At 69.9% G+C, this 25,211-nt stretch carries 25 protein-coding genes; 12 read left to right on the plus strand and 13 right to left on the minus strand.

The window, feature by feature from the left end; translation table 11 throughout:
• Positions 1-5: 5 nt before the first annotated feature.
• The 7 genes from HLB44_RS11510 (at position 6) to HLB44_RS11540 (ending at position 6,730) form a co-directional block, all read left to right on the plus strand.
• Positions 6-491, plus strand: a complete 486-nt coding sequence (locus HLB44_RS11510; RefSeq protein WP_173122714.1) for a YcnI family copper-binding membrane protein — start codon at positions 6-8, stop codon at positions 489-491.
• 22 nt (positions 492-513) lie between these two features.
• Positions 514-963 (plus strand): copper chaperone PCu(A)C, encoded by a 450-nt coding sequence (locus tag HLB44_RS11515; RefSeq protein ID WP_173122715.1) that lies wholly within the window; start codon positions 514-516, stop codon positions 961-963.
• A 62-nt stretch (positions 964-1,025) separates the two neighbouring features.
• On the plus strand, positions 1,026-1,913 hold the full coding sequence (locus HLB44_RS11520; protein WP_173122716.1) for a DUF3034 family protein: 888 nt from the start codon (positions 1,026-1,028) through the stop codon (positions 1,911-1,913).
• 7 nt (positions 1,914-1,920) lie between these two features.
• Positions 1,921-2,352 (plus strand): group I truncated hemoglobin, encoded by a 432-nt coding sequence (locus tag HLB44_RS11525; protein ID WP_173122717.1) that lies wholly within the window; start codon positions 1,921-1,923, stop codon positions 2,350-2,352.
• A 30-nt stretch (positions 2,353-2,382) separates the two neighbouring features.
• Positions 2,383-3,168, plus strand: a complete 786-nt coding sequence (locus HLB44_RS11530; RefSeq protein WP_173122718.1) for a HoxN/HupN/NixA family nickel/cobalt transporter — start codon at positions 2,383-2,385, stop codon at positions 3,166-3,168.
• A gap of 80 nt (positions 3,169-3,248) precedes the next feature.
• Positions 3,249-5,291 carry a TonB-dependent receptor gene (locus HLB44_RS11535; RefSeq protein WP_246312194.1) on the plus strand — a complete coding sequence of 681 codons (2,043 nt, stop codon included), beginning with the start codon at positions 3,249-3,251 and terminating at the stop codon, positions 5,289-5,291.
• Positions 5,292-5,353: 62 nt separating this feature from the next.
• Positions 5,354-6,730 (plus strand): DUF3422 domain-containing protein, encoded by a 1,377-nt coding sequence (locus tag HLB44_RS11540; protein WP_173122720.1) that lies wholly within the window; start codon positions 5,354-5,356, stop codon positions 6,728-6,730.
• Positions 6,731-6,738: 8 nt separating this feature from the next.
• Here HLB44_RS11540 and HLB44_RS11545 read toward each other — a convergent pair whose 3' ends face one another.
• Genes HLB44_RS11545 through HLB44_RS11555 form a run of 3 tightly spaced genes read right to left on the minus strand, consistent with a single transcriptional unit; the run spans position 6,739 to position 10,463 of the window.
• Positions 6,739-8,919 carry a putative bifunctional diguanylate cyclase/phosphodiesterase gene (locus HLB44_RS11545; RefSeq protein WP_173122721.1) on the minus strand — a complete coding sequence of 727 codons (2,181 nt, stop codon included), beginning with the start codon at positions 8,917-8,919 and terminating at the stop codon, positions 6,739-6,741.
• A gap of 46 nt (positions 8,920-8,965) precedes the next feature.
• A complete protein-coding gene (ybaK, locus tag HLB44_RS11550) occupies positions 8,966-9,454 on the minus strand; it encodes a Cys-tRNA(Pro) deacylase (RefSeq protein ID WP_173122722.1) in 489 nt (162 codons plus the stop codon).
• Between the two features lie 7 nt (positions 9,455-9,461).
• Positions 9,462-10,463, minus strand: coding sequence for an aldo/keto reductase (locus HLB44_RS11555; RefSeq protein WP_217283641.1), 1,002 nt, complete (start codon positions 10,461-10,463; stop codon positions 9,462-9,464).
• Positions 10,464-10,651: 188 nt separating this feature from the next.
• Here HLB44_RS11555 and HLB44_RS11560 point away from each other — a divergent pair, with 188 nt between their 5' ends.
• From HLB44_RS11560 to HLB44_RS11570, 3 genes are read left to right on the plus strand one after another with little or no spacing between them, the layout of a single operon-like run.
• Positions 10,652-11,203: a DUF2975 domain-containing protein gene (locus HLB44_RS11560; RefSeq protein WP_173122723.1), complete on the plus strand. Its 552-nt coding sequence runs from the start codon at positions 10,652-10,654 to the stop codon at positions 11,201-11,203.
• Between the two features lie 13 nt (positions 11,204-11,216).
• A complete protein-coding gene (locus tag HLB44_RS11565; protein WP_173122724.1) occupies positions 11,217-11,435 on the plus strand; it encodes a helix-turn-helix domain-containing protein in 219 nt (72 codons plus the stop codon).
• 8 nt (positions 11,436-11,443) lie between these two features.
• Positions 11,444-12,040 (plus strand): hypothetical protein, encoded by a 597-nt coding sequence (locus HLB44_RS11570; RefSeq protein WP_173122725.1) that lies wholly within the window; start codon positions 11,444-11,446, stop codon positions 12,038-12,040.
• A gap of 16 nt (positions 12,041-12,056) precedes the next feature.
• On the opposite strand, the gene HLB44_RS11575 is transcribed toward HLB44_RS11570, so the two are convergent.
• Genes HLB44_RS11575 through HLB44_RS11585 form a run of 3 tightly spaced genes read right to left on the minus strand, consistent with a single transcriptional unit; the run spans position 12,057 to position 15,144 of the window.
• Entirely contained in the window at positions 12,057-12,905 is an 849-nt protein-coding gene (locus HLB44_RS11575; RefSeq protein ID WP_173122726.1) for a sulfurtransferase, read from the minus strand.
• Between the two features lie 17 nt (positions 12,906-12,922).
• A complete protein-coding gene (locus HLB44_RS11580) occupies positions 12,923-14,656 on the minus strand; it encodes an acetate--CoA ligase (protein WP_173122727.1) in 1,734 nt (577 codons plus the stop codon).
• Complete coding sequence (locus HLB44_RS11585) at positions 14,653-15,144, minus strand: GNAT family N-acetyltransferase (protein WP_173122728.1); 492 nt, start codon at positions 15,142-15,144, stop codon at positions 14,653-14,655. The genes HLB44_RS11580 and HLB44_RS11585 overlap by 4 nt, the downstream gene beginning before the upstream one ends.
• Positions 15,145-15,272: 128 nt before the next feature.
• On the opposite strand from HLB44_RS11585, the gene HLB44_RS11590 reads away from it, so the two are divergent.
• Positions 15,273-16,184 carry an alpha/beta fold hydrolase gene (locus HLB44_RS11590; RefSeq protein ID WP_173122729.1) on the plus strand — a complete coding sequence of 304 codons (912 nt, stop codon included), beginning with the start codon at positions 15,273-15,275 and terminating at the stop codon, positions 16,182-16,184.
• 12 nt (positions 16,185-16,196) lie between these two features.
• Here the strand turns inward: HLB44_RS11590 and HLB44_RS11595 are convergent, their stop codons facing one another.
• The 7 genes from HLB44_RS11595 to HLB44_RS11625 all read right to left on the minus strand — a co-directional run bounded on the left by HLB44_RS11595 (position 16,197) and on the right by HLB44_RS11625 (position 23,880).
• Positions 16,197-18,956, minus strand: a complete 2,760-nt coding sequence (locus tag HLB44_RS11595; RefSeq protein ID WP_173122730.1) for a sensor histidine kinase — start codon at positions 18,954-18,956, stop codon at positions 16,197-16,199.
• A gap of 15 nt (positions 18,957-18,971) precedes the next feature.
• A complete protein-coding gene (locus HLB44_RS11600) occupies positions 18,972-19,172 on the minus strand; it encodes a hypothetical protein (protein ID WP_173122731.1) in 201 nt (66 codons plus the stop codon).
• Positions 19,173-19,430, minus strand: a complete 258-nt coding sequence (locus HLB44_RS11605; protein ID WP_173122732.1) for a DUF4212 domain-containing protein — start codon at positions 19,428-19,430, stop codon at positions 19,173-19,175.
• A 93-nt stretch (positions 19,431-19,523) separates the two neighbouring features.
• A complete protein-coding gene (locus HLB44_RS11610; RefSeq protein ID WP_343051295.1) occupies positions 19,524-20,945 on the minus strand; it encodes a protein kinase domain-containing protein in 1,422 nt (473 codons plus the stop codon).
• Positions 20,938-21,681, minus strand: coding sequence for a metallophosphoesterase family protein (locus HLB44_RS11615; RefSeq protein ID WP_173122733.1), 744 nt, complete (start codon positions 21,679-21,681; stop codon positions 20,938-20,940). Before HLB44_RS11615 ends, HLB44_RS11610 begins: the two co-directional genes overlap by 8 nt.
• Before the next feature lie 75 nt (positions 21,682-21,756).
• Complete coding sequence (locus HLB44_RS11620) at positions 21,757-23,379, minus strand: MFS transporter (RefSeq protein WP_217283642.1); 1,623 nt, start codon at positions 23,377-23,379, stop codon at positions 21,757-21,759.
• A gap of 132 nt (positions 23,380-23,511) precedes the next feature.
• Positions 23,512-23,880 carry a response regulator transcription factor gene (locus HLB44_RS11625; RefSeq protein ID WP_173122735.1) on the minus strand — a complete coding sequence of 123 codons (369 nt, stop codon included), beginning with the start codon at positions 23,878-23,880 and terminating at the stop codon, positions 23,512-23,514.
• A gap of 205 nt (positions 23,881-24,085) precedes the next feature.
• Here HLB44_RS11625 and prfB point away from each other — a divergent pair.
• Positions 24,086-25,190, plus strand: a protein-coding gene (prfB, locus tag HLB44_RS11630; RefSeq protein WP_173122736.1) for a peptide chain release factor 2 whose coding sequence is annotated in 2 segments (ribosomal slippage) — positions 24,086-24,166 and positions 24,168-25,190 — 1,104 coding nt in all. Because the reading frame shifts where the segments join, the coding sequence is not laid out codon by codon here.
• Positions 25,191-25,211 lie beyond the last annotated feature (21 nt).

The raw sequence follows: 25,211 nt of genomic DNA on the forward strand, positions 1-25,211 counted from the left end.
CCCCGATGAAGAAGACCCTGTCCCTGGCCGCCGCGCTGCTCGCCGGCGCCGCCCACGCGCACGTCGTGCTCGACCAGCCGCAGGCAGCAGCCGGCAGCGCCTACAAGGCCGCGCTGCGCGTCGGCCACGGCTGCGACGGCACGCCGACGCACACTTTGCGCGTCAGGCTGCCGGCCGGCCTGCGTGGCACGAAGCCGATGCCCAAACCCGGCTGGACGATCACCCTCCGTCGTGAACCCCTGCCTCAGCCGTATGAGAGCCACGGCCGCCGCATCAGCGACGAGGTGGCCGAGATCAGCTGGCGCGCGACGAGCCGCGAGGCCTGGCTGGACGACGCGCATGTCGACGAGTTCGTGCTGCGCACGACGCTGCCAACGGCACCCGGCGCGCTCGCGTTCAAGGTGCTGCAGCTGTGCGAACGCGGCGAGCACGAATGGACGGCGCCGCTGCAGGTGCAACCCGCGCCCGCGCCGGCGGCGCATCATCACTGACTCTTTCCCGAAGGACCCCGCCATGAAGCCCACCCCCCTCGCCGCGGCGCTGATCGCTTCGCTGCTCGTCGCCAGCGCCTCGGCGCAGACCGTCGCCAGCAATCCCTGGGTGCGCGGCACCGTCGCGCAGCAGCAATCGACCGGCGCCTACGTGCAGCTGAAGTCGCCCGCCGGCGGCAAGCTGATCGAGGCCCGGTCGCCCGCCGCCGGCCAGACCGAGATCCACGAGATGGCGATGGACGGCACGACGATGCGCATGCGCCAGGTGCCGATGATCGAGCTGCCGGCCGGCAAGACCGTCGAGCTCAAGCCGGGCGGCTACCACCTGATGCTGATGGGACTGAAGGCGCCGCTGAAGGCCGGCGACACGGTGCCGCTGACGCTGGTGATCGAAGGCAAGGACGGCAAGCGCGAGACGCTGGAGCTGAAGGCGCCGGTGAAGGCGCTCGCACAGGGCACCTGGACGCCCTGACAGAATCGAGCAGCCAACAACGCGGCTGCATCCAGGATGCGATCGGCCGCGTAGCACCACCGATGAATCACAAGCACCTGCTGGCCTGCTGTGCCCTGCTGCTCGCGCTGCCCGCGGCCGCCGCCACCGACAAGCTGCTGCTCACCGGCGGCGTCAGCACCATCGACGGCGCCGCCGGCGGCGGCCTGACGCCTTGGGGCGTGATCGGCAGCAACGCCAGTGCCGGCCAGTGGGGCGCGACGGCGTTTGCCAGCGCCGCGAAGACACGCGACTACCGGCTCACCGTCGCCGGCGTCGCGGTCGGCATCGACGACCGCTTCGAGCTGTCGCTGGCACGCCAGGTCTTCGACACCGGCGCCACCGGCCCTGCCCTCGGCGTACCGGGACTGAAGTTGCGCCAGGACATCGCCGGCGCGAAATGGCGCGTCGCGGGCGACGCGATCCTCGACAGCGACACCTGGATGCCGCAGATCGCGCTCGGCGTGCTGGCCAAGCGGGTGAATGCGGGCGGCCTGGCGCCGACGCTCGACGCGCTCGGCGCGCGGCGTGACGGCGTCGAGCTGTACGTCAGCGCGACCAAGCTGCTGATCGCGCAAGGCCTGCTGCTCAACGGCACGCTGCGCGCGACCCAGGCCAACCAGAACGGCCTGCTCGGCTTCGGCGGCACGGCGCACGACCAGGTGAAGCTGATGCCCGAGCTGTCGCTCGCCTGGCTGATCAACCGCCGGCTCGCGGTCGGTGCCGAATACCGGCGCAAGCCCGACAACCTGAACCCGTCGCTGCTCGGCGCCGGGCTGAAGGAGGACGACTGGTGGGACGTCTTCGTCGCCTGGGCGCCGGCCAAGCATGTGTCGTTGACGGCCGCCTACCTCGACCTCGGGCGCATCGTGCCCGCGGTGCAGGCCCGGCGCCAGACGGGTGCGTACCTGTCGCTGCAGCTCGCGTATTGAGGTGGTCATGAACACACGCGCTTCTCTCATCGCCGCGCTGCTGGCAGCGATGCTCGTCGCCGCCCCCGTTTACGCCCAAACCACCGCGAGCTTCCGTGCCTTCGGCGAGAAGCCCGGCCTCGTCGCGCTGATGGACGACTTCATGCAGCGCCTGCTGGCCGACGAGCGCACGGCGCCGTTCTTTCGCCCGGTGAACCAGGCCCACGTCAAGGCGCAACTGGTGGAGCAGTTCTGCGAGCTGCTCGGCGGCCCCTGCCGCTACGAGGGTGCGGACATGAAGAGCTCGCACCAGGACCTGGAGATCGGCCGCCGCCACTTCAACGCGCTGGTCGAGCTGCTGCAGCAGGCCATGGACGCACGCGGCGTGCCCTTTGCCGAGCAGAACCGCCTGCTCGCGAAGCTGGCGCCGATGCACCGCGACATCGTGACGCAGCGCTGAGCACGGGCAAGCGGCTTCGCAGCGCTCCGCGTGGGCCGGCTGCTTGTAAGATCGATCGGCACCTTCTTCCTCACAGCGCCGCAGGCCGGCGCCGCGCCGATGTCCGACCTGCCCACCGATTTCGCGGCGCTCGCCGCGCTGGCGCTGCTCTTTGGCCTGAAGCACGGGCTCGACGCCGACCACCTGGCGACGATCGACGGCATGACGCGGCTGCAGCAGCGCGAAGGCCGGCGTGTCGCGCGCTGGTGCGGGGCGCTGTTCTCGCTCGGTCATGGCGCGGTGGTGATCGCCGCGGCCGGTGCGCTGGCCGCGGCGAGCCGGCCCTGGGCGCCGCCCGAGTGGCTGCAGACGACCGGCGCGAGCATCTCGATCGCCGTGCTGCTGGTGCTCGGCATCGCCAACCTGCGCGCGCTGTTCAGCGCACGGCCCGGTGAAGCACCGAAGCCGGTCGGCCTGCGCGCTCGCCTGCTCGGTCGCTGGATCGCTGGCCGCTCACCTTGGACGGCAGCGGCCACCGGTGCGCTGTTCGCGCTGTCCTTCGACACGCTGAGCCAGGCGGCCCTGTTCGCGCTCGCCTCGCCGGCCCTCGGCGGGCCTGCGGCGGCACTCGCGCTGGCGCTGCTGTTCACCGCCGGCATGCTGGCCACCGACGCGTTGAACGGCTGGTGGGTGCACCGGCTGCTGCAGCGCGCAGACGGCTTCGCGCTGCGTGCGTCGCAGCTGATGGGTGCCGCGGTCGTGCTCTTGAGTTTCGGCGTCGCCGGCCTTGGCCTGGCACGCCTGGCCGCCGCATCCGGTGTGATCACTTCCGCGTAGTTCCCGAAGTCGCCGCCCGCAGCGGCCCCGTGGCTTCAGAGGAACCGATGCCCTGTTTTTGTCTTCGTACGCTCGCACCGTTGCTCAGCACCCTCTTCGGCACTGCCCACGCCCAGACCATCGTCGCGCACCTGCCGCAAAGCGTCGAAGTCACCGGCCGCCACTACGACAACGCCATCGGCTCCAGTGATGCCGCCTCGCAGGGCGTGATCCGCGCCGAGCTGCTGAAGAGCCGGCCGGCGCAGCGGCCGGGCGAGGTGCTGGAGTTCGTGCCCGGGTTGATCGTCACGCAGCACTCCGGCGACGGCAAGGCGAACCAGTATTTCCTGCGCGGCTTCAACCTCGACCACGGCACCGACTTCGCGACCTCGGTCAACGGCATGCCGGTCAACCTGCCGAGCCACGGCCACGGCCAGGGCTACACCGACCTGAACTTCCTGATGCCCGAGCTGGTGCAGCGCATCGAGTACCGCAAGGGGCCGTATTTCGCGAAGAGCGGCGACTTCGCCTCGGCCGGCGCCGCGGACATCGCCTACCGCCAGCGCTTCGATGCACCGTTCGCGCAGCTCACGCTCGGCGAGCACGCGCACCGCCGCGCCGTCGCCGGCGGCTCGACGATGATCGGCAACGGGCTGGCGCTGCTCGGCGCGGTCGAGCTGATGGGCAACGACGGCCCGTGGACCGTGCCCGAGGGCCTGCGCAAGCGAAACGCCGTGCTCACGTTGAGCGGCGGTGACGCCGCGAACGGCTGGTCAGCCAGCGCGATGGGTTACAGCGCGCATTGGACCGGCACCGACCAGGTGCCGCAGCGGCTGATCGACGCCGGCAGGATCGACGGCCGCGGATTCGGCCGCTTCGATTCGCTCGACGATTCGACCGGCGGGCGCACCTCGCGCAGCAGCCTGTCGGGCGAATGGCACCGTAACGGCGACGGCAGGCTGACCCGCGTGGCCGCGTACCTGATGCGCTATCGGCTGGCGCTGTACTCCAACTTCAGTTATGCGCTCGAACGCCCCGACACCGGCGACCAGTTCTCACAGCAGGACCGCCGCACGGTCGCCGGCTTCAGCGCGAGCCACGCCTTCGCGCACCAGCTCGGCCCACTGCCCGCCCGCAGCGAGATCGGCCTGCAGCTGCGCCACGACCGGGCGCGCGTCGGTCTGTTCGACACCGCGCGGCGCGAAGTTTTCGGCGTCACGCGCGAGGACGACCTGCGCGAGACGCTGGCCGGCGCCTACGGCCAGAGCGCGCTCGAATTCACGCCGTGGCTGCGCGGCGTTTTCGGCCTGCGCGCCGATGCGCTGCGCACGCGGGTCGACAGCCTGATCCTCGCCGACAACTCGGGCGCGGCGCGCGACCGGCAGCTGTCGCCGAAGCTCGCGCTGATCGCCGGGCCGTTCGCGAAGACCGAGGTCTTCTTCAACGCCGGTCGCGGCTTCCACAGCAACGACGCACGCGGCACCACCGCACGTTTCGATCCGAAGTCCGGCGCGCCGGTCGAACGCGTGCCGGGGCTGGCGGCCTCGCGCGGCGTCGAGCTCGGCCTGCGCAGCGAGGCACTGCCGGGGCTGCAGAGCTCGCTCGCGCTGTGGAAGCTCGACGTCGACTCCGAGCTCGTCTACGTCGGCGATGCCGGCGCCACCGAGGCCAGCGGCGCGAGCCGGCGCCGCGGCGTCGAGTGGAACAACCGCTGGGCGATCGGCCGCCACGGCCTGATCGATGCCGATTTCGCCTGGACCCATGCACGTTTCGCCAACGGCGACCGGATTCCGCATGCCGTCGACCGCGTGGCATCCATCGCGATGACCGTGCGCGAGCTCGGGTCCTGGTCGGCCAGCCTGCAGTGGCGCTATCTCGGCCCCGGCGCGCTGGTCGAGGACAACAGCGTGCGCTCGTTGTCGTCGCTGACGACGAACCTGCGCATCGCCTATCAACTGCCCGCATCACTCGGCAAGGACAGCGCGCTGACGCTGGACGTCTTCAACCTCGCCGACCGCCGCGTCGACGACATCCAGTACTTCTATGAGTCGCGATTGCCGGGCGAGGCCGAAGCCGTCGCCGACCGGCACGTCCATCCGGCGGAACCGCGCACGCTGCGCGTGACGCTCCGACTCGGGTTCTGAGCCCGCCCCGGCCCGGTCATTGCAGCAACGCACAATCCGCGCTGCCGCATTCAGACCACCCGATGGACCCGACGCACCACACCGGCCTGCCCTTCCCCGCCCGCACCGACCTCGAACTGCACCAGGAGCTGCATGCCCGCCCGGCGCTGGCAGCGCGGCCGCCGTGCGTGGTCTCGTACTGGGTGCACACGGAGATGGCGCCCGAACGCGCCGACGGCGCCCTGAGCGCGCTGTGCCTGAGCCTCGGGCTGCCCGCACCGGCACCGGGCGTGCGCCATCAGGTGGTGCAGGCGCCGCCCTACACGCTGAAGTTCGAGCGCCACGGCGAATTCGTCAGCTGGCAGGTCAACCGGCCGCTGGTCGGCCTGCCCGAGGCCACCGACGACCAGACGCTGCGCACGCTGATGCAGGAGGCCAGCGCGCTGACCGAGCTGCCCGATGCCTTCGTCGCGCAGCTCACCGCGCCAGACGGTGGCCACATGCTGGCTGCGGCGCACGTCGTGATGCTGCAGGCCCACGACAGCGACGACATGCTGCGGCGCTGCCAGGCGCTGCTGGCCGCGCAGGCCGGCCCCGCCGGCAGTGACGACGCGGCGCCGCTGATGGGCGCGTTCATCGGCGATGCGCGGCGCGGCGCGCTGCTGACGCACCTGCGCCTGGGCCGCGACGGCTTCACCCGCTTCATCGTGCTCGACTTCGGCCTGCCGCACGACCAGGCCGCGCGCGAGGCGCAGCGGCTGTGCGAGATCGAGGCCTACCGGATGCTGGCGATGCAGGGCTTCCCGGTCGCGCAGCGCGAGTCGGCGCTGCTGGCGGAGCTGGAGCGCACGCTGCAGGGCACCGTCGACGCGATGGCCAACGACGTCAGCCACGACGATGCGCAGGCCTTCGAGACGCTGACCAAGCTGGCGGCCGAGGTCGAGCACGGCACCGCGCGCACGCGCTACCGCTTCTCGGCCACGCGCGCCTACCACGCGATCGTCGAGCGCCGGCTGTCCGACCTGCGCGAGCAGCGCATCAGCGGCGTGCAGACGCTGTCGGGCTTCCTGTCGCGCCGCTTCGCGCCGGCGATGGCGCTGTGCGAGAGCACCGACGGCCGGCTCACCGACCTGGGCGAGCGCATCAACCGCGCCACCAGCCTGGCCCGGATCCGCATCGAGGTGCGGCGCGAAGAGGGCAACCAGGAGCTGCTGCGCGCGCTGGCGCAGCGCCAGAAGCAGCAGCTGCAGCTGCAGCAGACGGTCGAGGGCCTGTCGGTGGTGGCGATCAGCTACTACGCGCTCGGGCTGATCGGTTACCTGGCCAAGGGTGCGAAGACGCTGCCGGCCTTCGAGGCGCTGCACCTGCCGACCGATGCGGTGGTCGGCCTGTCGGTGGTGCCGGTGGTGGCCGCGGTGACCTGGTTCGTGCACCGGCTGCGCCGGCACTGGAGCCACTGAAGACTGCTTCAGCGCGCGTCGGCGCTCCAGCGCCGCAGCGCGAGCGCCGGCACGTGCTCGGCTCCAACCGGCCGGCTGAACAGGAAGCCCTGCGCCTGGCCGCAGCCGGCCGTGCGCACCGCATCGAGCTGCTCGTGCGTCTCGACACCTTCGGCCACCACCGCGAGCTTCAGGTTGTGCGCCAGCGTCGCGATCGCCGCGACGATCGCCGCATTGGTCGGGTCGACGCCGATGTCGCGCACGAAGGACTGGTCGATCTTCAGCTGGTCGACCGGAAAGCGCTTCAGGTAGCTCAGACTCGAGTAGCCGATGCCGAAGTCGTCGATCGCCAGCCGCAGGCCCATCTTGTGCAGCCGCGACAGCGTGCCCAGCGTCTGCTCGGTGTGCTGCATCAGCGAGGTCTCGGTGATCTCCAGCTCGATCAGCGACGAGGACACGCCGGTCTCGAGCAGGATCTCGCCGATGCGCTCGGCAATGTGGCGCTGGCCGAACTGGCGCGGCGACAGGTTCACCGCCACCGGGAACGCCGGCAGCCCCTGGCGCTGCCATTCCAGGATCTGGCGGCAGACCTCGCGCAGCACCCATTCGCCCAGGCGCACGATCAGGCCGGTCTCCTCGGCCAGCGCGATGAAGCCGCCGGGATGGATCACGCCGCGCCGCGGATGCAGCCAGCGCAGCAGCGCCTCGACGCCGACCATGCGGCCGCGGGCGAGGTCGATGCGCGGCTGGTAGTGCAGGAACAGCTCGGCGCGCTGCAGCGCATGGTGCAGGTCGTTCTCCAGCTCCAGCCGCTGCTGCGCGGTGACGTTCATCTGCGCCGCGAAGAACTGGTGGTTGTCGCGCCCGGCGTCCTTGGCGTGGTACATCGCCGAGTCGGCGTTGCGCAGCAGCGTCTCGGGCGTCTCGCCATCGCTCGGGAACAGCGCGATGCCGATGCTCGCGGTGACGTGCAGCTCGTGCCCTTCGAGGCGCAGCGGCTGCGCCAGCGTTTCCATCACCTTGCCGGCGACGAAGGCCGCCTGCGTCTCCGACTCGATGCGCGGCAGCAGGATCACGAACTCGTCGCCGCCGATGCGCGACACCGTGTCGCCCTCGCGCACGATGCCGACGATGCGCTGCGCGACGCCGCGCAGCAGCGCATCGCCGACCGGGTGGCCGAGCGAATCGTTGATCGTCTTGAAGCGGTCGAGGTCGAGGAACATCACCGCCAGCTGTTCGTTGGCGCGGCGCGCCAGTGCCAGCGCCTGCGCCAGCCGGTCCAGCAGCAGGCGGCGGTTCGGCAGGCCGGTCAGCTCATCGTGGTTCGCGAGATGCCGGACCCGGTTCTCGACCTGTTCGCGCTCGGCCATCTCGGCGAGCAGCCGCTGGTTGGTGTGCGCCAGCTCGGCGGTGCGCTCGCGCACGCGCAGCTCCAGGTCCTCGCGCGCGGCACGCTGCTCGGTGACGTCCTCGATCAGCCACACCGATTCGAGCTCGGGGTGCGCGCGGTCGACGGCGCGGCCGGTCAGGCGGCACCACAGCTGCGTGCCGTCGCGGTGCAGCAGCGGCTCCTCGCGCGCATGCGATTCGCCGCGCGCCAGCACCGGGTAGACGTGCGCGGCCTCGCGCCAGGCCGCGTCCGACGGGTACATGAAGCGCGTGCCGCACTGCAGCAGCTCCTCGGGCGTGTAGCCCAGCATCTCGGCGAAGCGCCGGTTGCAGCGCTGCACCACGCGGTCCTTCAGGAACACGATGCCGGCCGATGCGTTGTCGAGGATCGCCTGCTGCTCGAGCAACAGGCCGCGCACCGCGAGCTCCTCGGCCTTGCGCTCGGAGACATCCTCGAACAGCCACACCGAGCCGAGCTGCGGCTGCGCGGCATCCATCGCGCGGCCGTAGAGCCGGCACCAGAAGGTACTGCCGTCCTTGCGCGCGAGGATCTGCTCACGCTGGTGCGTCAGGCCCTTGGCCAGCGCACCGTAGGGCGAGCCGCCGTAGTCGAAGCCTTCGTCGTCGGGATACAGCACGCGTGTCGAGCGGCCGTCGAGCTCGTTCGGCGCGTAGCCGAAGATCTCCTCGAAGCGCCGATTGCAGCGCAGCATGATGCGCTCGCGCACGAAGACGATGCCGACCAGCACGGTGTCGAGCAGGGTCTGGTTCTCGCGCGCCAGCACGTGCAGCGCATCGTCGTGGCGGTCGCGGACAGACATCGCACCTCCTGTGGCTGCGTGCGCTCGTCTCCCTGGGGGGATTGAATCACAGCGCGCAGTGCACCGATAGCGCGCCGAGGGTACTTGTCAAGACAAGTGGCGCGATGCCGATCAGGAATCCGCGCCGGCCGCCGTTGATCAGGATGCGCGGCAACTCGAGCACGCTGGCCTCGACATACACCGGCATCGCCTTGCGCGTGCCGAACGGCGAGGTGCCGCCGACCAGGTAACCGCTGTGGCGCTGCGCGACCTCGGGCTTGCACGGCTCCACGCTCTTCGCGCCGATCGCTCGCGCCAGGTTCTTCGTGCTGACCTGCTTGTCGCCGTGCATCAGCACGATCAGCGGCTCGGCGCGCTCGTTCTGCATCACCAGCGTCTTGACCACCTCGTTCTCCGGCACGCCGAGCTGGCGCGCCGACTCGGCCGTGCCGCCGTGCTCGACGTAGTCGTAGACGTGCTCGGTGAATTCGACGCCGGCGCGGCGCAGCGCCTGCGTCGCCGGGGTTTCGCTGACGTGTTTGTCTTTCTTGGCCATCAGGAAGTCACTGCGCCGGGTCGCGGATCTCCCAGCGGATGCGGTCGATCGCGGTGAGCACTTCCGGCGCCAGCTGCACGCTCCACGCGTCCAGGTCCTCGTCGAGCTGCGCGACGCTGGTGACGCCGAGGATCGTGCTGGCAACGCGCCAGCTGCGGTAGCAGAAGGCGAGCGCCAGCTGCGTCGGCGTGAGCCCGTGCTCGCGCGCCAGCGCGTTGTAGCGGCGCGCGGCATTCAACGTCTCCGGCCGCGCCCAGCGCTGGCGCCGCATGCTGTCGAAGCGCGCCAGGCGGCCGAGCGCGGGCTGCGCGGGATCGGGTCCGCCGTCGTCGTACTTGCCGGTCAGGCTGCCGAAGCCGAGCGGCGAATAGGCGAGCAAGCCGACGCCGCTGCGGAACAGCACCTCGTCGAGCCCGTTGTCGACGACGCGGTTGACCAGCGCGTACGGGTTCTGCACCGTCGCGATGCGCGGCAGGCCGTTGGCCTCGGCGATGCGCACGAACTCGGTGACGCCCCACGGCGTCTCGTTCGACAGCCCGATCGCGCGCACCTTGCCGGCGCGGATCAAGCCATCGAAGGGCTGCAACTGCTCGAGGATGCCGGTGACGCTGCGCTCGTTCGCCGGGTCGAAATACAGCCCGCCGAACATCGGCACGTTGCGCGCCGGCCAGTGGAGCTGGTAGAGGTCGATGGCTTCCGTCTGCAGGCGCTTCAGGCTGTCGTTGCAGGCCTGCACGATGTGCTCGGGCGTCAGGTCCGGGCTGCCGCCGCGGATCCAGTCCATGCCGCGCGCCGGGCCCGCGATCTTGGTCGCCAGCACGATCTTCTGTCGTGCACCCGGGCGCGCCGCGAACCAGCGGCCGATGATGGTCTCGGTCGCGCCGAAGGTCTCGCGCCGCGCCGGCACCGAATACATCTCCGCGGTGTCGATGAAGTCGACCCCGCGCTCGAGCGCGCGGTCGAGGATGGCGAACGCGGTCGGCTCGTCGACCTGCTCGCCGAAGGTCATCGTGCCCAGGCAGACCTTGCCCACCCGCAAACCGCTGCCACCCAGTTCGATGCTGTCGATCACGCTGTCTGTCCTCCGCTCGTCGATGAAAGGCCGAAGCGGCGAGTGTGCCAGCGCCGTGTGATGCAACGGCGCCGAGGGTTGACTGATCGGTTGACGGCAAATGTTTACTGTTTTACATTAAATTCATGCCGCAAAACAATCATCTCCCGACACGGGGCCTGCGTTTCCTGATCGGTTTCGTGCGCCTGCTCGCGGTGCTGGGCGGCGTGGCCTTGGTGCTGGTGCCGGCGATGTTCTGGCTGACGCCGGACTGGGTGCGCGCCGCGGCGCCGGTGATGTCCGGCATCGGCGACCACCCGATGGTCATCGACGAGCGCGCGCTGCTGATCGGCGCCACGGTCAGCCTGCCGTCGGTGCTGCTCGGCCTGTACGGGCTGTGGCACCTGTGGCGGCTGTTCGGCGAGTACAAGGCCGGCCGCGTGTTCGGGCTCGACGCGCAGCGCCACCTGCGTGGCTTCGCGGCCGTGATGCTCGCTTCGGCGCTGCTGGCGCCCTTGCTGCGCGCGGCCGTCGGCGTCGCGCTGACGTTGGGCAACCCACCCGGCCAGCGCATGCTGGTGCTGACGCTGTCGTGGAACGACTACATCGCGATCCTGTGCGGCGCGGTGCTGCTGGCGATCGCCGCGGTGATGGCCGATGCGGTGCGGCTGGCCGAAGAGAACGAAAGCTTCGTCTGAGCGGGCCGCGCAGATGCCGATCATCGTCAACCTCGACCTGATGCTGGCGCGGCGCAAGATGCGCTCGCGTGAGCTGGCCGAAGCCGTCGGCATCACCGAGCAGAACATCTCGCTGCTGAAGAGCGGCAAGGTGCGCGGCGTGCGCTTCGAGACGCTGGCCCGCATCTGCGAGGTGCTGCAGTGCCAGCCCGGTGACCTGCTCGAATACCGGCCCGGCGACGACGAGGTATGAGGTCCGCGTTGTCACGACGGCCGGCGCGCCGGCTGATGGGTCTGGTATTGGCTTTGCACCTGGCGCTCGGCTGGTTCGTGTTCGAGGCGACGAAGCCGCAGCAGCGCGGCGCGTCCGTCATCGCGGCGGCGGCCGTGTGGCTGCGCCTGCTGCCGGACCCTGCACCCCCACCGGCGCCGACGCGACCGAACACAGCGCGCGCGCGGGAATCCGGGCGTCCGCCGCAAGCCCCGGCCTTTCCGGCAGCGGCGCACACCGCGCCGGAGGCGATCACGCTGCCGGCCGAACCCACCGTCGCGGCCGCGCAGCCCGCCTCGGCGCCCGCTTCGGCCCCATTGGATCTGCGCTGGCGGCCGGGCAGCAGCCGCACACCGGCCGCCCTCGCGCGCGACGATGCGCGCATCCACGCCCCGGTCAGCAGTGATGAGCGTTTGGCACGCGCGCTCGGCACCGACCAGACGCTGCACGAGAGCGCCCTGCCCGACGGCAGCCGCACGTTCAGGCGCGGCCGCGATTGCGTGATCGCCCGGCCGGCGCGCAATGCCGAACTGGATCCTATGAGCCAAGGTGCGCGGCCCACGCCGCGCCTGATCGATCGCTGCTGAGCGACCCGCTGCCGAATCAGCTCCCGATGGCCACCGGCGCCCCAGGCTGCGCGCACCACTCGCTCCACGAGCCGGGATAGAGCCGCGCGCCACTCAAGCCCGCCGCCTCCATCGCCAGCAGGTTGTGGCAGCCGGTGACACCGGACCCGCAGTGCTGCACCAGGTCGGTCGGCGCGCGGCCGGCCATCACCTCCAGCCATTCCGCGCGCAGCTGCGCGGCCGGCTTGAAGGCGCCGTCGGCGCCCAGGTTGTCGCGGAAGAAGCGGTTGGCCGCGCCGGGAATGTGACCGGCAACCGGGTCGAGCGTCTCGTTCTCGCCGCGGAAACGATCGGCCGCGCGCGCATCGACGATCAGCCGCCGGCCGCGGCCGAGCGTCGAGCGCAGCTCGGCGAAGTCGACCATCTCGACCAGCGAGGGCCGCAGTGCCAGGTCGCCGGCCGGGCGCGCCACCGCCGCGCCACTCTCCATCTCGCCGCCGGCCGCGCGCCAGGCGGGCACGCCGCCATCGAGCACGCGCACCCCGGCATGGCCGATCCAGCGCAGCATCCACCACAGCCGCGCGGCGTACATGCCGCCCGCGTTGTCGCAGGCGATCACCCATGTGCTTTGGTTGACGCCGAGCTCGGCCATGCGCGCGGCGAACCACGCCCGCTCGGGCAGCGGATGGCGGCCGTTGAGACCCGTTTTCGCCGCCGACAGATCCTTGTCGACGTGCACGTACACGGCGCCCGGCACATGGGCCGCCGCGAAGGCGCGCGCGCCGGCTTGCGGCTCGGTCAGGTCGAAGCTGCAGTCGCAGACCAGCACGTCGGGGGACGTCGCCAGCAGCGCCTTCAGTTCGGCGGCGGAGATCAGCGGGCTCATTCGGTCGGCTCCGGCAGTCAGTTGGGGTTCGGGATCTGCGCGGCGTCACGCGCGCGCTGCTCTTCCTGCAGCCGCAGCACGCGCCGCTGCACCTTGCCGGTGGTGGTCATCGGCAAGGCCTCGATGAACTCGATGTCCTTCGGGTACTCGTAGGGCGCGAGCCGGCCCTTGACGTGCTGCTGCAGCGCATCGATCAGCGCGGCATCGCCGCTGAATCCGGGCGCCAGCACGACATAGGCCTTGACCACCGCGCCGCGCGCGGCATCGGGCTTGGGCACCACCGCGGCATTGGCCACCGCCGGGTGCTTGACGAGGCAGTTCTCGACCTCGCTGGGACCGATGCGGTAGCCGGCGGCCTTGAAGATGTCGTCGCTGCGGCCCTGGTACCAGAGGTAGCCGCCGTCGTCCATGATCGCGGTGTCGCCGGTGCGGCACCAGCTGTTGTCCGGGTCGCCGGTGAACTTCGCGCGCGTCGCGTCGGCATTCTTCCAGTAGCCGAGGAAGAACACCGGGTCGAGGTCGCCATGGCTATCGCGCCGATGCACCGCCACGTCGCCCGGCGTGCCGCGTGGGCACTCTTGGCCGTCGTCGTCGAGCACCGCGATGCGGTGGCCGGGATAGGCGCGGCCCATGCTGCCGGGACGCGCCGGCCAGCCGGCAGTGGGGCGGCCGCGGGCATCGAGCGAGCGGCCGCAATTGCCGACCACGTAGTTGATCTCGGTCTGGCCGAACATCTCGTTGACGGTGATGCCGAGCTGGTCGCGACAGTAGGCGAACACCGCGTCGCCGACCGCCTCGCCGGCGCTCATGATCGACTGCAACGACAGTGCGTACTGCGCGCGCGGTTCCGGCACCGCCTTCATCATCGCCTTCAGCGCGGTCGGGAACAGGAAGGTGTGCGTGACGTGATAACGCGCCATCAGCGCGTAGGCGGTGTCGGGCAGGAAGCGGCCCTGGTAGGCGACGATGGTGCGGCCGAAGTAGAGCGACGGCAGCAGCGCATCCATCAAGCCGCCGGTCCAGGCCCAGTCCGCCGGGCTCCAGAACACGGCCTCGCTTGCCGGAGGCTCGACCGAGGGGAACCAGTTGTGGCTGCAGACGAAGCCGCTCAGGTTGCCGATCAGCGCGCGGTGGGGGATCAGCGCGCCCTTCGGCGGGCCGGTGGTGCCGCTGGTGTAGATCAGCACGGCGGGGTCGTCGGCGCTGGTCGTGACGGCGTCGAACGCGCCGCCGGACTCGGCGAGCAGCGTGGCCCAGTCGATGTTTCCCCGCCCGGCCGCGGCGCCGGCGGCGACCACGTGCTGCAGCGTCGGGCACGATTCGCGCGCGGCAAGCAGTGATTCGATGCCGCTCTCGTCGACCAGCGCGACCTTGGCCTCGCTGTGCTGCAGCCGGTAGGCCAGCGCATCGGGCCCGAACAGCATCGACAGCGGCATCGCGACCGCCCCCAGCCGATAGACGGCCATGTGGGCGGCCGCCGTCTCGAAGCGCTGCGGCATCACGATCGCCACTCGGTCGCCGCGCGCGACGCCGAGCCGGCGCAAGCCCGCGGCCAGCCGGTCGGCGGCCTCGTGCAGCGCGCGGTAGCTGTGGCTGGCAGTCGCGCCGTCCTCGTGCTGCCAGCGGATGGCGATCGCATCGGGCTGCGAACGCGCCCAGCGTGTGCAGCAGGCCTCGGCGATGTTGAACTGCGCCGGCACCTGCCAGCGAAAGCCGGCGTGCAGCTCAGCGTAGCGATCGTCGACCGTCATGGTGGCGTGGCGTCGCCAAAGTTCAGCAGCGCGTCGCCGGTGACGCGGCACAGGCGCCAATCGGGCAGCAGCGTCGCGCCCAGCTTCTCGTAAAAGCGGATCGCGTTCTCGTTCCAGTCGAGCACGCACCACTCGAAGCGGCCATAACCGCGCCCGACCGCCACCGCGGCGAGCATCGACAGCAGCGCGCGGCCGATCCCGAGGTTGCGGTAGGCCGGTTGAATGTACAAGTCCTCGAGGTACAGCCCGGGCTTGGCGAGGAAGGTCGAGAAATTGGTGAAGCACAGCGCGAAGCCGATCACCGTGTCACCGACGGTCGCGACCCACGCTTCGGCCGCCGGCTTGTGGCCGAACAGGTGCGGCTCGAGCGACTCGGGCGTCACCTGCAGCAGGTGCGTCAGGTGCTCGAATTCGGCGAGCTCGGTGATCAGGCCGACGATCGCCGGCACGTCCTGCGGCAGCGCCGCACGCAGAGAAAAGGAAGCCATGCGGGCATTCTGGCACCGTGCCAGCGCAGTTCCGGCGGGCGCCGCCGCCGGCCCGCCCCAAGGCGGCTGCGCCCCCTCGGGGGGCAGGAGCGCAGCGACGTGGGGGCCACATTCGCTAGAGTCGCCCGATGACCTCGCCCTACTTGCCGAAGCGCGCCGCGCGCAGCCTCTGGTTTCCTCTGCGCGGCCTGCGCCATCACGCGTTGCTGTGGGGCGATCTGCAGCAGGTGACGCCCGATCGTCCGCTGCGCGTGCTGATGCACGGCTGGATGGACCTGGGCGCCTCGTTCCAGTTCGTCGTCGACGGGCTCGATCCGGTGCGGCCGGTGCTGGCGGCCGACTGGCGCGGCTTCGGCCAGACCGCAGCGCCCGCCGCCGACGCCTACTGGTTTCCCGACTATCTCGGCGACCTCGACGCGCTGCTCGACGCGGTGTCGCCCGAGCTGCCGGTCGACCTGCTCGGCCACAGCATGGGCGGCAACGTCGTGATGGCCTATGCCGGCGTGCGCCCGCAGCGCGTGCGGCGGCTGATCAACCTCGAAGGTTTCGGCCTGCCCGATGTGCCGGCCGACGACGCACCGGCGCGGCTCGTGCGCTGGCTCGACGAATTGAAGGCTCCGGCGATGCTGCGCGACTACGACAGCGCCGCGGCGGTCGCCGAGCGCCTGCGCAAGAGCAATCCGCGGCTGTCACCCGAACATGCCGAGTGGCTCGCGACGCACTGGGCCGCGCCCGCCGCCGATGGCCGCTGGCAGCTGCGCGCCGACGCGGCGCACAAGCGCATCAATCCCGTGCCCTACCGCGCGGCCGAAGCCGTGGCGATGTGGCGGCGCATCGCCGCGCCGGTGCTGTGGGTCGAAGGCCGCGAGACGCGGATCGCGAGTGCCTGGGCCGGCCGCTATCCGCGCGCCGAGTTCGATGCCCGCCTGGCTGTCGTGCCGACGCTCGAGCGCGCGGTGATCGACGACGCCGGCCACATGCTGCACCACGACCAGCCTGAAGCGCTCGCCGCGGTGATCGAGAAGTTCTGGCGCGCCTGACGCGCCGCCGTCCTACGCCGCACCCTCCGCCGCCACCTCGCCGCCGGGCCGCTCGCGCGGCACCGTGAAGCTGAACGTCGAGCCCGCGCCGGGCGTGCTGGCGACCCACAGCCGGCCGCCGAAGTGCTCGACGATCTGGCGGCTGATCGGCAGGCCCAGCCCGGTGCCTTGTGGCTTGCCGGTCAAGGTGTCGCCGACCTGGCGGAACTTCTCGAAGATCGTGTCCTGGTCGGCACCGGCGATGCCGGCGCCGTTGTCGACCACGTCGACCTGCAGCGCCTGCGGCAGCACCTGCAGCCGGATGGCGACGCGGCCGGCCGCGCGGTCGCAGAACTTCGCCGCGTTGGACAGCAGGTTCAGCATCACCTGCAGCAGCCGGTCGCGGTCGGCATGCACGCGCGGCACCTCGGCGGGCAGATCGAGCTGCAGCTCGACGCGCTGCTCCTCGAGCAGCTGGCTGGTCGTCGACGCCGCGTCCTCGATCACCTCCTTCAGGTCGACCTCGGCCGGGTGCCATTCGGCCTGGCCGGCTTCGAGCTTCGCCAGGTCGAGCACCTGGTTGATCATGCGCGTCAGGCGCTCGCTTTCGCGCACGATGATGGCGATGAACTGGCGCCGCTTCTCGAGCTCCAGCCGCGGGTCGTTGTGCAGGATCTCGGAGAAGGCGCGGATCGAGGTCAGCGGCGTGCGCAGCTCGTGCGTGACGGTCGAGATGAAGTCGTCCTTCATGCGGTCGAGCTCCTGCAGCCGCGCGTTGGCGGCCCGCAGCTCGGCGCTGGCCGCCTGCAGCTCGCGCGCCTGCTGCTCGACCTGGCGGCTGTAGGCCATCACCTGCGAGGCCTCGTCGAGGATGTCGAGCACCTCGTCCATCGACAGCGGCTCTTCCTGCACCACCGAAGCCAGCATCACGCGCGCCGACGCGGCGCCGATCGCGCCGGCGAGCAGGTTCTGCGCGAAGTGCACCAGGTCGGCATCGGGCACCAGGTCGCGCGCAGACTTGCGGCCGCGCCGCTGCGCGTAGTCGGCGAAGTCGGCCTCGGCGCGCTCGGGGCCGATGAAGCGGCCGACCAGCGTGATGACCTCCTCGATCGATGCGCTGCCGCGCCACAGGCTCGAGCCGCGGCCGGCGACCTTGAAGACATCGACGAACAGCAGCGCCTGCGCATGGTCGCGGATGCTCTGGCGGCCGAGCAGCGACACCGCGACATAACCGCCGACGTTGGCCAGCATGCTCCAGAACAGCGCGTGGCTGATGTCGTCGAGCCCGGCGAGGCCGAACAGCGCGGTGGGCTTCAGCAGCGCGATGCCGAACGGGCCTTGTTCGATGAAGGAGATCGGCAGCCAGTCGGATTTCGCGAACGAGGGCAGCAGCAGCGTGTAGGCCCACAGCGCGAAGCCCGCCGTCAGCCCGGTCAGCGCACCGGCATGCGTGCCCTGCTTCCAGTACATGCCGCCCAGCAGCGCCGGCGCGAACTGCGCCACCGCGGCGAAGGACACCAGGCCGATCGACACCAGCGCATAGGCTTCGCCGGCGGCGCGGTAGTAGACGTAGCCGAGCATCATCAGCAGCACGATCGCGCCGCGGCGGATCGCCAGCAGCAGCCCCGACAGGTCGCGCTGCTTCGACAGCGCCAGCGCCTTCCAGCGCAGCAGCACCGGCATCACCAGGTCGTTGCAGATCATCGTCGACAGCGCGATCGTCTCGACGATCACCATGCCGGTGGCCGCCGACAGCCCGCCGATGAAGACCAGCAGCGTCAAGGCCTCGCGGCCGTGCGCCATCGGCAGGGTCAGCACGAAGGTGTCGGCATCGACTAAGCCGGGCGGAAAGTGCATCAGGCCGGCGAAGGTGATCGGCAGCACGAAGATGTTGATCGCCAGCAGGTAGGCGGGGAAGAGCCAGATCGCCTTCGTCAGGTGGTTCTCGTTGACGTTCTCGACCACGCTGATCTGGAATTGGCGCGGCAGGAACAGGATCGACAACATCGACAGGAAGACCAGCGAGGCCCACGAGCCGTAGCTGCCGGCCGAGCCCGACAGCCGCAGCAGCTGTTCGGCCTGCGGCAATTGCGCCGCGCGCGCGAACAGGTCGGCGAAGCCGTCGTAGAGGCCGAAGGTGACGAACAGGCCGACGGCGAGGAAGGCGCACAGCTTGACCACCGATTCGAAGGCGATCGCCGCGACCATGCCCTCGTGGCGCTCGGTGGCGTCGAGGTGGCGGGTGCCGAACAGCAGCGTGAAGGCGCCCAGCAGCAGCGCGACGTAGAGCGCGGTGTCGGCCAGGATGCCGACCGCCTGGCCCTTGGCCGGCATCACCACCGCCGGGTACTGCAGCAGGATCAGGAAGCTCGTCGACACCGCCTTCAGCTGCAGCGCGATGTACGGAATGATGCCGACCACCGCGATCACCGTGACCAGCCCGCCGAGCAGGCTGCTCTTGCCGTAGCGCGCGGCGATGAAGTCGGCGATCGACGTGATGCGGTGCACCTTGCTGATGCGGATCATCTTGCGCAGCACCAGCCAGAACAGCGCGGCCATCAAGGTCGGCCCGAGGTAGATCGGCAGGAAACCGACGCCGTTGGCCGCGGCCCGCCCGACGCTGCCGTAGAAGGTCCACGACGTGGCGTAGACGGCCATCGACAGCGCGTAGATCGTCGGGTTGGCGATGATCGAGCGGCCTGAGTCGGCGCGCTTGTCGCCGTAGTAGGCGATCGCGAACAGCACGCCGAGGTAGGCGAACGAGATCAGCAGGATCACGCCACCGAGCAGCATGTCCTGGTTTCCGGCTCAGCTGCCGCGCTCGACGGCGAGGATCATCAAGACGATCAGCAGCGCCCAGACGGCGAACAGGTAGGCGTACAGCAGCGGGATGCCGAGCACCGTGCCGCCGACGTTGAACAGCGACAGCAGCGGGTAGCTGAACATCAGGCAGCCGAACACGAACAAGGCCACCAGCCGCTGCGCCTTGATCAGCCGGTGGGTGCTCATCTAGTCGTCCTCGGCGACGCCGTATTCCTTGTCCAGCTTGCTCATGTAGCTGGCGTAGTACCAGATGATCAGGCAGTAGACGATCAGCGCCCCCTGCGACGCGACCCAGAAGCTGAACGGCCAGCCGAAGAAGCTGAAGTTCAGCTCGCCCGCGAAGTAGCCGAACACGAAGGTCACGAAGAACCAGATCGCCAGCAGGATGCCGATGATGCGCAGGTTCCTGGACCAGTAGGTGCGGGGCTTGTCGGCGACGGGCATGGGCTTGAAGGTCTCCAGTGGGCGCGAGCTTGCGGGCGAGCCCCGGCGCGAGGCCAGCCGGGCTAACCCTGAGTCATTGTCCCGTCGCCACGCTCACTCCACCGGGCTCTCGTCCGCCGGCCGCACGCGCACGACGGTGACACTGCACGGTGCTTCGCTGAAGACCTGCGCTGCAACGCCGCCACGCAGCCGCACCAGGCCACGCGCGGGCGCACCGACGAGGATCTGGTCGACCTTGTTGGCGCGTGCGTACTCGATCAGCGCCGCGGCCGGGTTGCCGGACTCGATGACGTGAAAGGTCACCCGCTCCTCCGGCAGCTGCAGCGGCTTGGCCCAGTGGCGCAGCTGCACCAGGTGCTTGATGTGCAGGCCGGTGGCCGAGTTCTCGGGGCGCTCGGCGCCGAGCGCCGGTTCCGGCGGCGTCACGGTGACGCAGGCGATGCGGCACTGGTTCTGCGCCGCGATCAGCCGGCGCACGGCGTCGCGCAGTGCCTCGAACAGCGCTTCGTTGGTCAGCCAGGTGGCGATCGCCACGACGACGATCGGTGCGACGTTGACCTGCACCGATGCCGGCGGGCACGGCCCGGGCTCGAAGCCCGTCGCCCACAGCCAGCGGCGCAGGCGGCGGCGCCAACCGGCGCGCTGCAGCCGCTCGCCGCGCTCGGTGATCGCCACCTGGTCGTGATTCGACAGGTCGAAGGCCACCTGGGCGGCCGACGCGTAACGCTGCGCCGCTTCGACCTCCAGGCAGCGCAGCACGATCTCCTGCAGCCACGGCGGCGTCTCGCGCAGCAGCGCCCGCGGCGGCGTCGGGTCGCGGTACAGGCGCTGGCGCAGCGCCGACGTCGTCGTCGGCATGCCGAACGGCAGGCGGCCGGTCGTCAGCTCGTAGAGCATCACGCCGAGCGCGAAGATGTCGCTGCGCGGATCGCAGCGCACGCCGAGGATCTGTTCCGGCGACATGTAGGGCCGGTTGCCGACGGGGAAGCGGAACTCCTCGGCCAGCAGGTCGGGGAAGCGGCTGTGGTGGGCGAGGCCCAGATCGATCAGCACCGCGCTGCCGTCGGCCCGGTACATCACGTTGGCCGGCTTGAGATCCAGGTGCACGACGTCCTGCTGGTGCAGCTCGTACAGCGCCAGCGCCACCGCCGCGCCCAGCCGCGCCACCTCCTGCGGCGGCAGCGGCGTGCGCGCGATCCAGTCCTCCAGCGATGGGCCGTCCAGGTACTCCATCACCAGGTACGGGCAGGTCTCGACATCGCCGGTGCAGATCAGCCGCGGCACGTGCGGGCCGGACAGCACGCCCAGCACCAGACGCTCGACCTCGAAGCTGATGACGTTCGTCGCCGACTCGCCGATGCCCAGCCGCGGGATCTTGATGACCAGCGGCAGCGGCCCGTGGGGGCCGACCAGCCGGTGGATCACCGCCATGCCGCCGGTATGGATCTTCTCGCCGAGGCGGAAGCCGTCGATCTCGTCGCCGGCCTTGGGCCGCGCCAGCACGGTGTTAGCCACCGTTCTCGAGCCGCAGCGCCAGCCGCTCGGGCAGGCCGGCCGCGCGCACCTTCGCGGCGGCGGTAGCGACGTCGTACGGAACGCGGAAGAAGGTCAGCCGGGCGCGCGGCAGGTCGAGCAGCGCGTAGCAGGCCTCGTAGTTGCCATCGCGCGGCTGCCCCGCCGAGCCGACGATCGCCAGCCACTGGCGATGCGGCCCGATCGGGATGGCGCTGCCGGGCACCGGCTGGAACGGCATCGGCCGCCCGCCGGCACCGATGTAGTACAGCACCGGCTCGTGCACATGGCCGCAGAAGAGGTAAGTGGTGCCGGCCGCACGCATGCTGGCCTGGGCCTGCAGCGGGCTGCTGACGTAGTCCCACTGCTCGGGCGCGACGGCGCTGGCATGCACGAAGGTGATCGGGTCCTCGCGCACGATCATCGGCAGGCCGTCGAGGAAGCTGCGCTGGCGCGCGCTCAAGACCGCGCGCGTCCATTCGATCGCCGCCTGCGCACTGGCGGTCATCGGTTCGACCGGCCGGCCGAGCACCGCCGCGTCATGGTTGCCGAGCACCGCCACCGCGCCCTGCGCCACGTGCTGCTCGACCAGCTCGAGCACCGCGCCGGGATCCGCGCCGTAGCCGACCAGGTCGCCCAGGAAGGCATGCCGATCGGCGCCCTGCTGCCGGGCATGGTCCAGGCAGGCGCTGAGCGCCTCGAGGTTGCTGTGGATGTCCGCGAAAAGGGCCAGCTTCATGAAGGCATCGATCCCCTGCGGCCGAAGGTCGCAGGGGATCATCATGCGCGCAGCCCGCCGCGCTGTCAGTGCCGCTCAGGCGTGAATGTCGCGGTCCTTGGTCTCGGGCAGGAAGAAGGTGCCCAGCACCGCCGTCATCAGCGCCACCACGATCGGGTACCACAGGCCATAGTAGATGTCGCCGGTGGCCGCCACCATCGCGAAGGCCGTCGTCGGCAGGAAACCGCCGAACCAGCCGTTGCCGATGTGATACGGCAGCGACATCGAGGTGTAGCGGATGCGCGTCGGGAACAGTTCGACCAGCCAGGCGGCGATCGGGCCGTAGACCATCGTCACGTAGATGACGAGGATCGTCAGCAGCAGCAGCACCATCGGAATGTTGATCTTCGCCGGATCGGCCTTGGTCGGGTAGCCGGCGGTCTTGACGGCCTCGGTCACCGTCTTGTCGAAGGTGGCGAACTGCGTCTTGAAATCGGCCGGCGGCAGGCTGGTGCCCTCGAAGGCCGGGATGATCGTCGGGCCGATCTTGATCGTCGCCGCCGTGCCGGCCGGCGCCACCTCGTTGGTGTAGTTGATCGCGCGCTTGGCCATCGCGCTCTTGGCGATGTCGCAGGAGCTGGTGAATCTGGCCTTGCCGACCGGGTCGAACTGGAACGAGCACTGTGCCGGGTCGGCGACGATGGTGACCGGATTCTTCGCCTGCGCCTCGAAGATCGCCGGGTTGGCGTACTGCGTCAGCGCCTTGAAGATCGGGAAGTAGGTTGCCGCGGCGATCAGGCAGCCGAGCATGATGATCGGCTTGCGGCCGATCTTGTCGGACAGCCAGCCGAAGACCAGGAAGAACGGCGTGCCGATGGCCAGCGAGCCGGCGATCAGCAGGTTGGCGGTCGTGCCGTCGACCTTCAGGGTCTGCAGCATGAAGAACAGCGCGTAGAACTGGCCCGTGTACCAGACCACCGCCTGGCCGGCCGTGCCGCCGAGCAGGATCAGGATCACGATCTTCAGGTTCGGCCAGCGCAGGAACGATTCGGTCAGCGGCGCGCGCGAGGCCTTGCCCTCTTCCTTCATTTTCTTGAACACCGGCGACTCGTTGAGCTGCAGACGGATGTAGACCGAGATCGCCAGCAGCAGGATCGACAGCAGGAACGGGATGCGCCAGCCCCAGTCGTCGAAGGCCGGCCCCATCGCGAGGCGACAGCCCAGGATCACCAGCAGCGACAGGAAGAGCCCGAGCGTCGCCGTGGTCTGGATGTAGCTGGTGTAGTAGCCCCGCTTGCCCTGTGGTGCGTGCTCGGCCACGTAGGTGGCGGCGCCGCCGTACTCGCCGCCGAGCGCCAGGCCCTGCAACAGCCGCAGCACGATCAGGATGATCGGCGCGGCGACGCCGATGGCCGCGTAGGCCGGCAGCATGCCGACGATCGCGGTGGACACGCCCATGATCAGGATCGTGATCAGGAAGGTGTACTTGCGGCCGATCATGTCGCCGAGGCGGCCGAAGATGATCGCGCCGAAGGGCCGCACCGCAAAGCCGGCCGCAAAGGCCAGCAGCGCGAAGATGAACGCGGTGGTCTCGTTGACGCCGGCGAAGAACTGCTTGCTGATGATCGGCGCCAGCGAGCCGTACAGGTAGAAGTCGTACCACTCGAAGACGGTGCCGAGCGACGACGCGAAGATCACGCGTCGCTCGTCCTTGGTCATGCCCTGTTGCTGCGGTGTGCCCACCGCGGTGGCCGTTCTGGCCGTTCCGTTAGACATGCAACCTCTCCTCAGGTTTGTCGGCGAGCGACGGGCCGCCGGTCCGATCGAGACGATGGAGACTCTCCTGCGTTCTTACCCTTCCAGCAGCCTGGCGATCGTGGCCATCAGCTCACGCGTCGAGAACGGCTTGGTGACGTAGGCATCGGCGCCGAGCGCCAAGCCTTTGTTGATCTCGATGTCGCGTCCTTTCGCCGTCAGCATCACGATGCGCGTGCCCTGCAATGCCGGCGTGCCGCGGATCTCGCGGCACACGTCGAAGCCGTTCATCAGCGGCAGCATCACGTCGAGCAGCATGAGGTCCGGGCGATGGGTTTGCGCCGCCGTCAGCGCTTCCTGTCCGTCCCGCGCAATCCTGACCTGATAGCCCGCCTGTTCGAGCAAGTACTCGAGCGAGACGACGATGCTGGGCTCGTCGTCGGCAATGAGTATGGTCTTGCCCATCGGTGTCCAGGGTCGAACTTTCGTCGCCGGTGGCTTACACCGGTCTGACGATCCTGACCCGCGAGGGCAACAAAGCCGCCCCGGACAAACCCTAGATGCCTAACGCGGCGAGGCCGCAGCGAGAGTCGCAGCGAGGCCCGCGGCGGCCCCGCAGGACAGGCGTGGGCCCCATGCCAAAATGCCCGCTTTCTCCGACAAGACCATCATGGACATCGAACGTGTCAACGCCATCGGCTCGCTGCTCGCCGATCTGAGCGCCCGTACCGAGCAGCTCCGGGGGTATCTTTGACTACGATCGCAAATCCCTGCGGTTGAACGAAGTCAATGCCGCGCTCGAGAACCCGAGCGTCTGGAACGAACCCAAGCGGGCCCAGGAACTGGGCCGCGAGAAGAAGACGCTGGAGACCGTGGTCGAGACCATCGACCACCTGGCCAGCAACCTGTCCGACAACACCGAGCTGTACGAGATGTCGAAGGCCGACGAGGACTTCGACGGGCTGAAGGCGATCGAGGACGAGGCCAACAAGCTGCGAGAAACCGTCGAGCAGCTCGAGTTCCGCCGCATGTTCAGCAACCCGGCCGATCCGTCGAACTGCTTCATCGACATCCAGGCCGGCGCCGGCGGCACCGAAGCCTGCGACTGGGCCAGCATGCTGCTGCGCCAGTACCTGAAGTACTGCGAGCGCAAGGGCTTCAAGGCCGAGGTGATGGAAGAGACCGAGGGCGACGTCGCCGGCATCCGCTCGGCGACGCTGAAGGTCGAGGGCGACTACGCCTTCGGCCACCTGCGCACCGAGACCGGCGTGCACCGCCTGGTGCGCAAGAGCCCGTTCGATTCGTCGGGCGGCCGGCACACCTCGTTCGCCAGCCTGTTCGTCTACCCCGAGGTCGACGACTCGATCGAGATCGAGATCAACCCGGCCGACGTGCGCACCGACACCTTCCGCGCCTCGGGCGCCGGCGGCCAGCACATCAACAAGACCGATTCGGCGGTGCGGCTGACGCACATCCCCACCGGCATCGTCGTGCAGTGCCAGAACGACCGTTCGCAGCACCGCAACCGCGACGAGGCCTGGCAGATGCTGCGCTCACGGCTCTATGAGCACGAGATGCGCAAGCAGATGGCCGAGCAGCAGAAGCTCGAGGACTCGAAGACCGACGTCGGCTGGGGCCACCAGATCCGCAGCTACGTGCTCGACCAGAGCCGCATCAAGGATCTGCGCACCAACGTCGAGATCTCGAATACGCAGAAAGTGCTGGACGGCGATCTCGATCCCTTCATCCAGGCCAGCCTGAAGCAAGGCCTGTAAGAAAAAAACTGGAGACCAACC

This window comes from Pseudaquabacterium terrae, assembly GCF_013266755.1.
Taxonomy (GTDB): domain Bacteria; phylum Pseudomonadota; class Gammaproteobacteria; order Burkholderiales; family Burkholderiaceae_C; genus Pseudaquabacterium; species Pseudaquabacterium terrae.

What these genes read in the sequence shown, in the direction of transcription:
- HLB44_RS11615 (WP_173122733.1), bottom strand. Translation starts at nt 21,681, where the DNA reads ATGAAGCTGGCCCTTTTCGCGGACATCCACAGCAACCTCGAGGCGCTC.
- HLB44_RS11540 (WP_173122720.1), top strand. Translation starts at nt 5,354, where the DNA reads ATGGACCCGACGCACCACACCGGCCTGCCCTTCCCCGCCCGCACCGAC.
- HLB44_RS11510 (WP_173122714.1), top strand. Translation starts at nt 6, where the DNA reads ATGAAGAAGACCCTGTCCCTGGCCGCCGCGCTGCTCGCCGGCGCCGCC.
- HLB44_RS11590 (WP_173122729.1), top strand. Translation starts at nt 15,273, where the DNA reads ATGACCTCGCCCTACTTGCCGAAGCGCGCCGCGCGCAGCCTCTGGTTT.
- ybaK (WP_173122722.1), bottom strand. Translation starts at nt 9,454, where the DNA reads ATGGCCAAGAAAGACAAACACGTCAGCGAAACCCCGGCGACGCAGGCG.
- HLB44_RS11620 (WP_217283642.1), bottom strand. Translation starts at nt 23,379, where the DNA reads ATGACCAAGGACGAGCGACGCGTGATCTTCGCGTCGTCGCTCGGCACC.
- HLB44_RS11520 (WP_173122716.1), top strand. Translation starts at nt 1,026, where the DNA reads ATGAATCACAAGCACCTGCTGGCCTGCTGTGCCCTGCTGCTCGCGCTG.
- HLB44_RS11625 (WP_173122735.1), bottom strand. Translation starts at nt 23,880, where the DNA reads ATGGGCAAGACCATACTCATTGCCGACGACGAGCCCAGCATCGTCGTC.
- HLB44_RS11575 (WP_173122726.1), bottom strand. Translation starts at nt 12,905, where the DNA reads ATGAGCCCGCTGATCTCCGCCGCCGAACTGAAGGCGCTGCTGGCGACG.
- HLB44_RS11605 (WP_173122732.1), bottom strand. Translation starts at nt 19,430, where the DNA reads ATGCCCGTCGCCGACAAGCCCCGCACCTACTGGTCCAGGAACCTGCGC.
- HLB44_RS11565 (WP_173122724.1), top strand. Translation starts at nt 11,217, where the DNA reads ATGCCGATCATCGTCAACCTCGACCTGATGCTGGCGCGGCGCAAGATG.
- HLB44_RS11580 (WP_173122727.1), bottom strand. Translation starts at nt 14,656, where the DNA reads ATGACGGTCGACGATCGCTACGCTGAGCTGCACGCCGGCTTTCGCTGG.
- HLB44_RS11545 (WP_173122721.1), bottom strand. Translation starts at nt 8,919, where the DNA reads ATGTCTGTCCGCGACCGCCACGACGATGCGCTGCACGTGCTGGCGCGC.
- HLB44_RS11560 (WP_173122723.1), top strand. Translation starts at nt 10,652, where the DNA reads ATGCCGCAAAACAATCATCTCCCGACACGGGGCCTGCGTTTCCTGATC.
- HLB44_RS11515 (WP_173122715.1), top strand. Translation starts at nt 514, where the DNA reads ATGAAGCCCACCCCCCTCGCCGCGGCGCTGATCGCTTCGCTGCTCGTC.
- HLB44_RS11555 (WP_217283641.1), bottom strand. Translation starts at nt 10,463, where the DNA reads ATGACCTTCGGCGAGCAGGTCGACGAGCCGACCGCGTTCGCCATCCTC.
- HLB44_RS11585 (WP_173122728.1), bottom strand. Translation starts at nt 15,144, where the DNA reads ATGGCTTCCTTTTCTCTGCGTGCGGCGCTGCCGCAGGACGTGCCGGCG.
- HLB44_RS11525 (WP_173122717.1), top strand. Translation starts at nt 1,921, where the DNA reads ATGAACACACGCGCTTCTCTCATCGCCGCGCTGCTGGCAGCGATGCTC.
- HLB44_RS11595 (WP_173122730.1), bottom strand. Translation starts at nt 18,956, where the DNA reads ATGCTGCTCGGTGGCGTGATCCTGCTGATCTCGTTCGCCTACCTCGGC.
- HLB44_RS11600 (WP_173122731.1), bottom strand. Translation starts at nt 19,172, where the DNA reads ATGAGCACCCACCGGCTGATCAAGGCGCAGCGGCTGGTGGCCTTGTTC.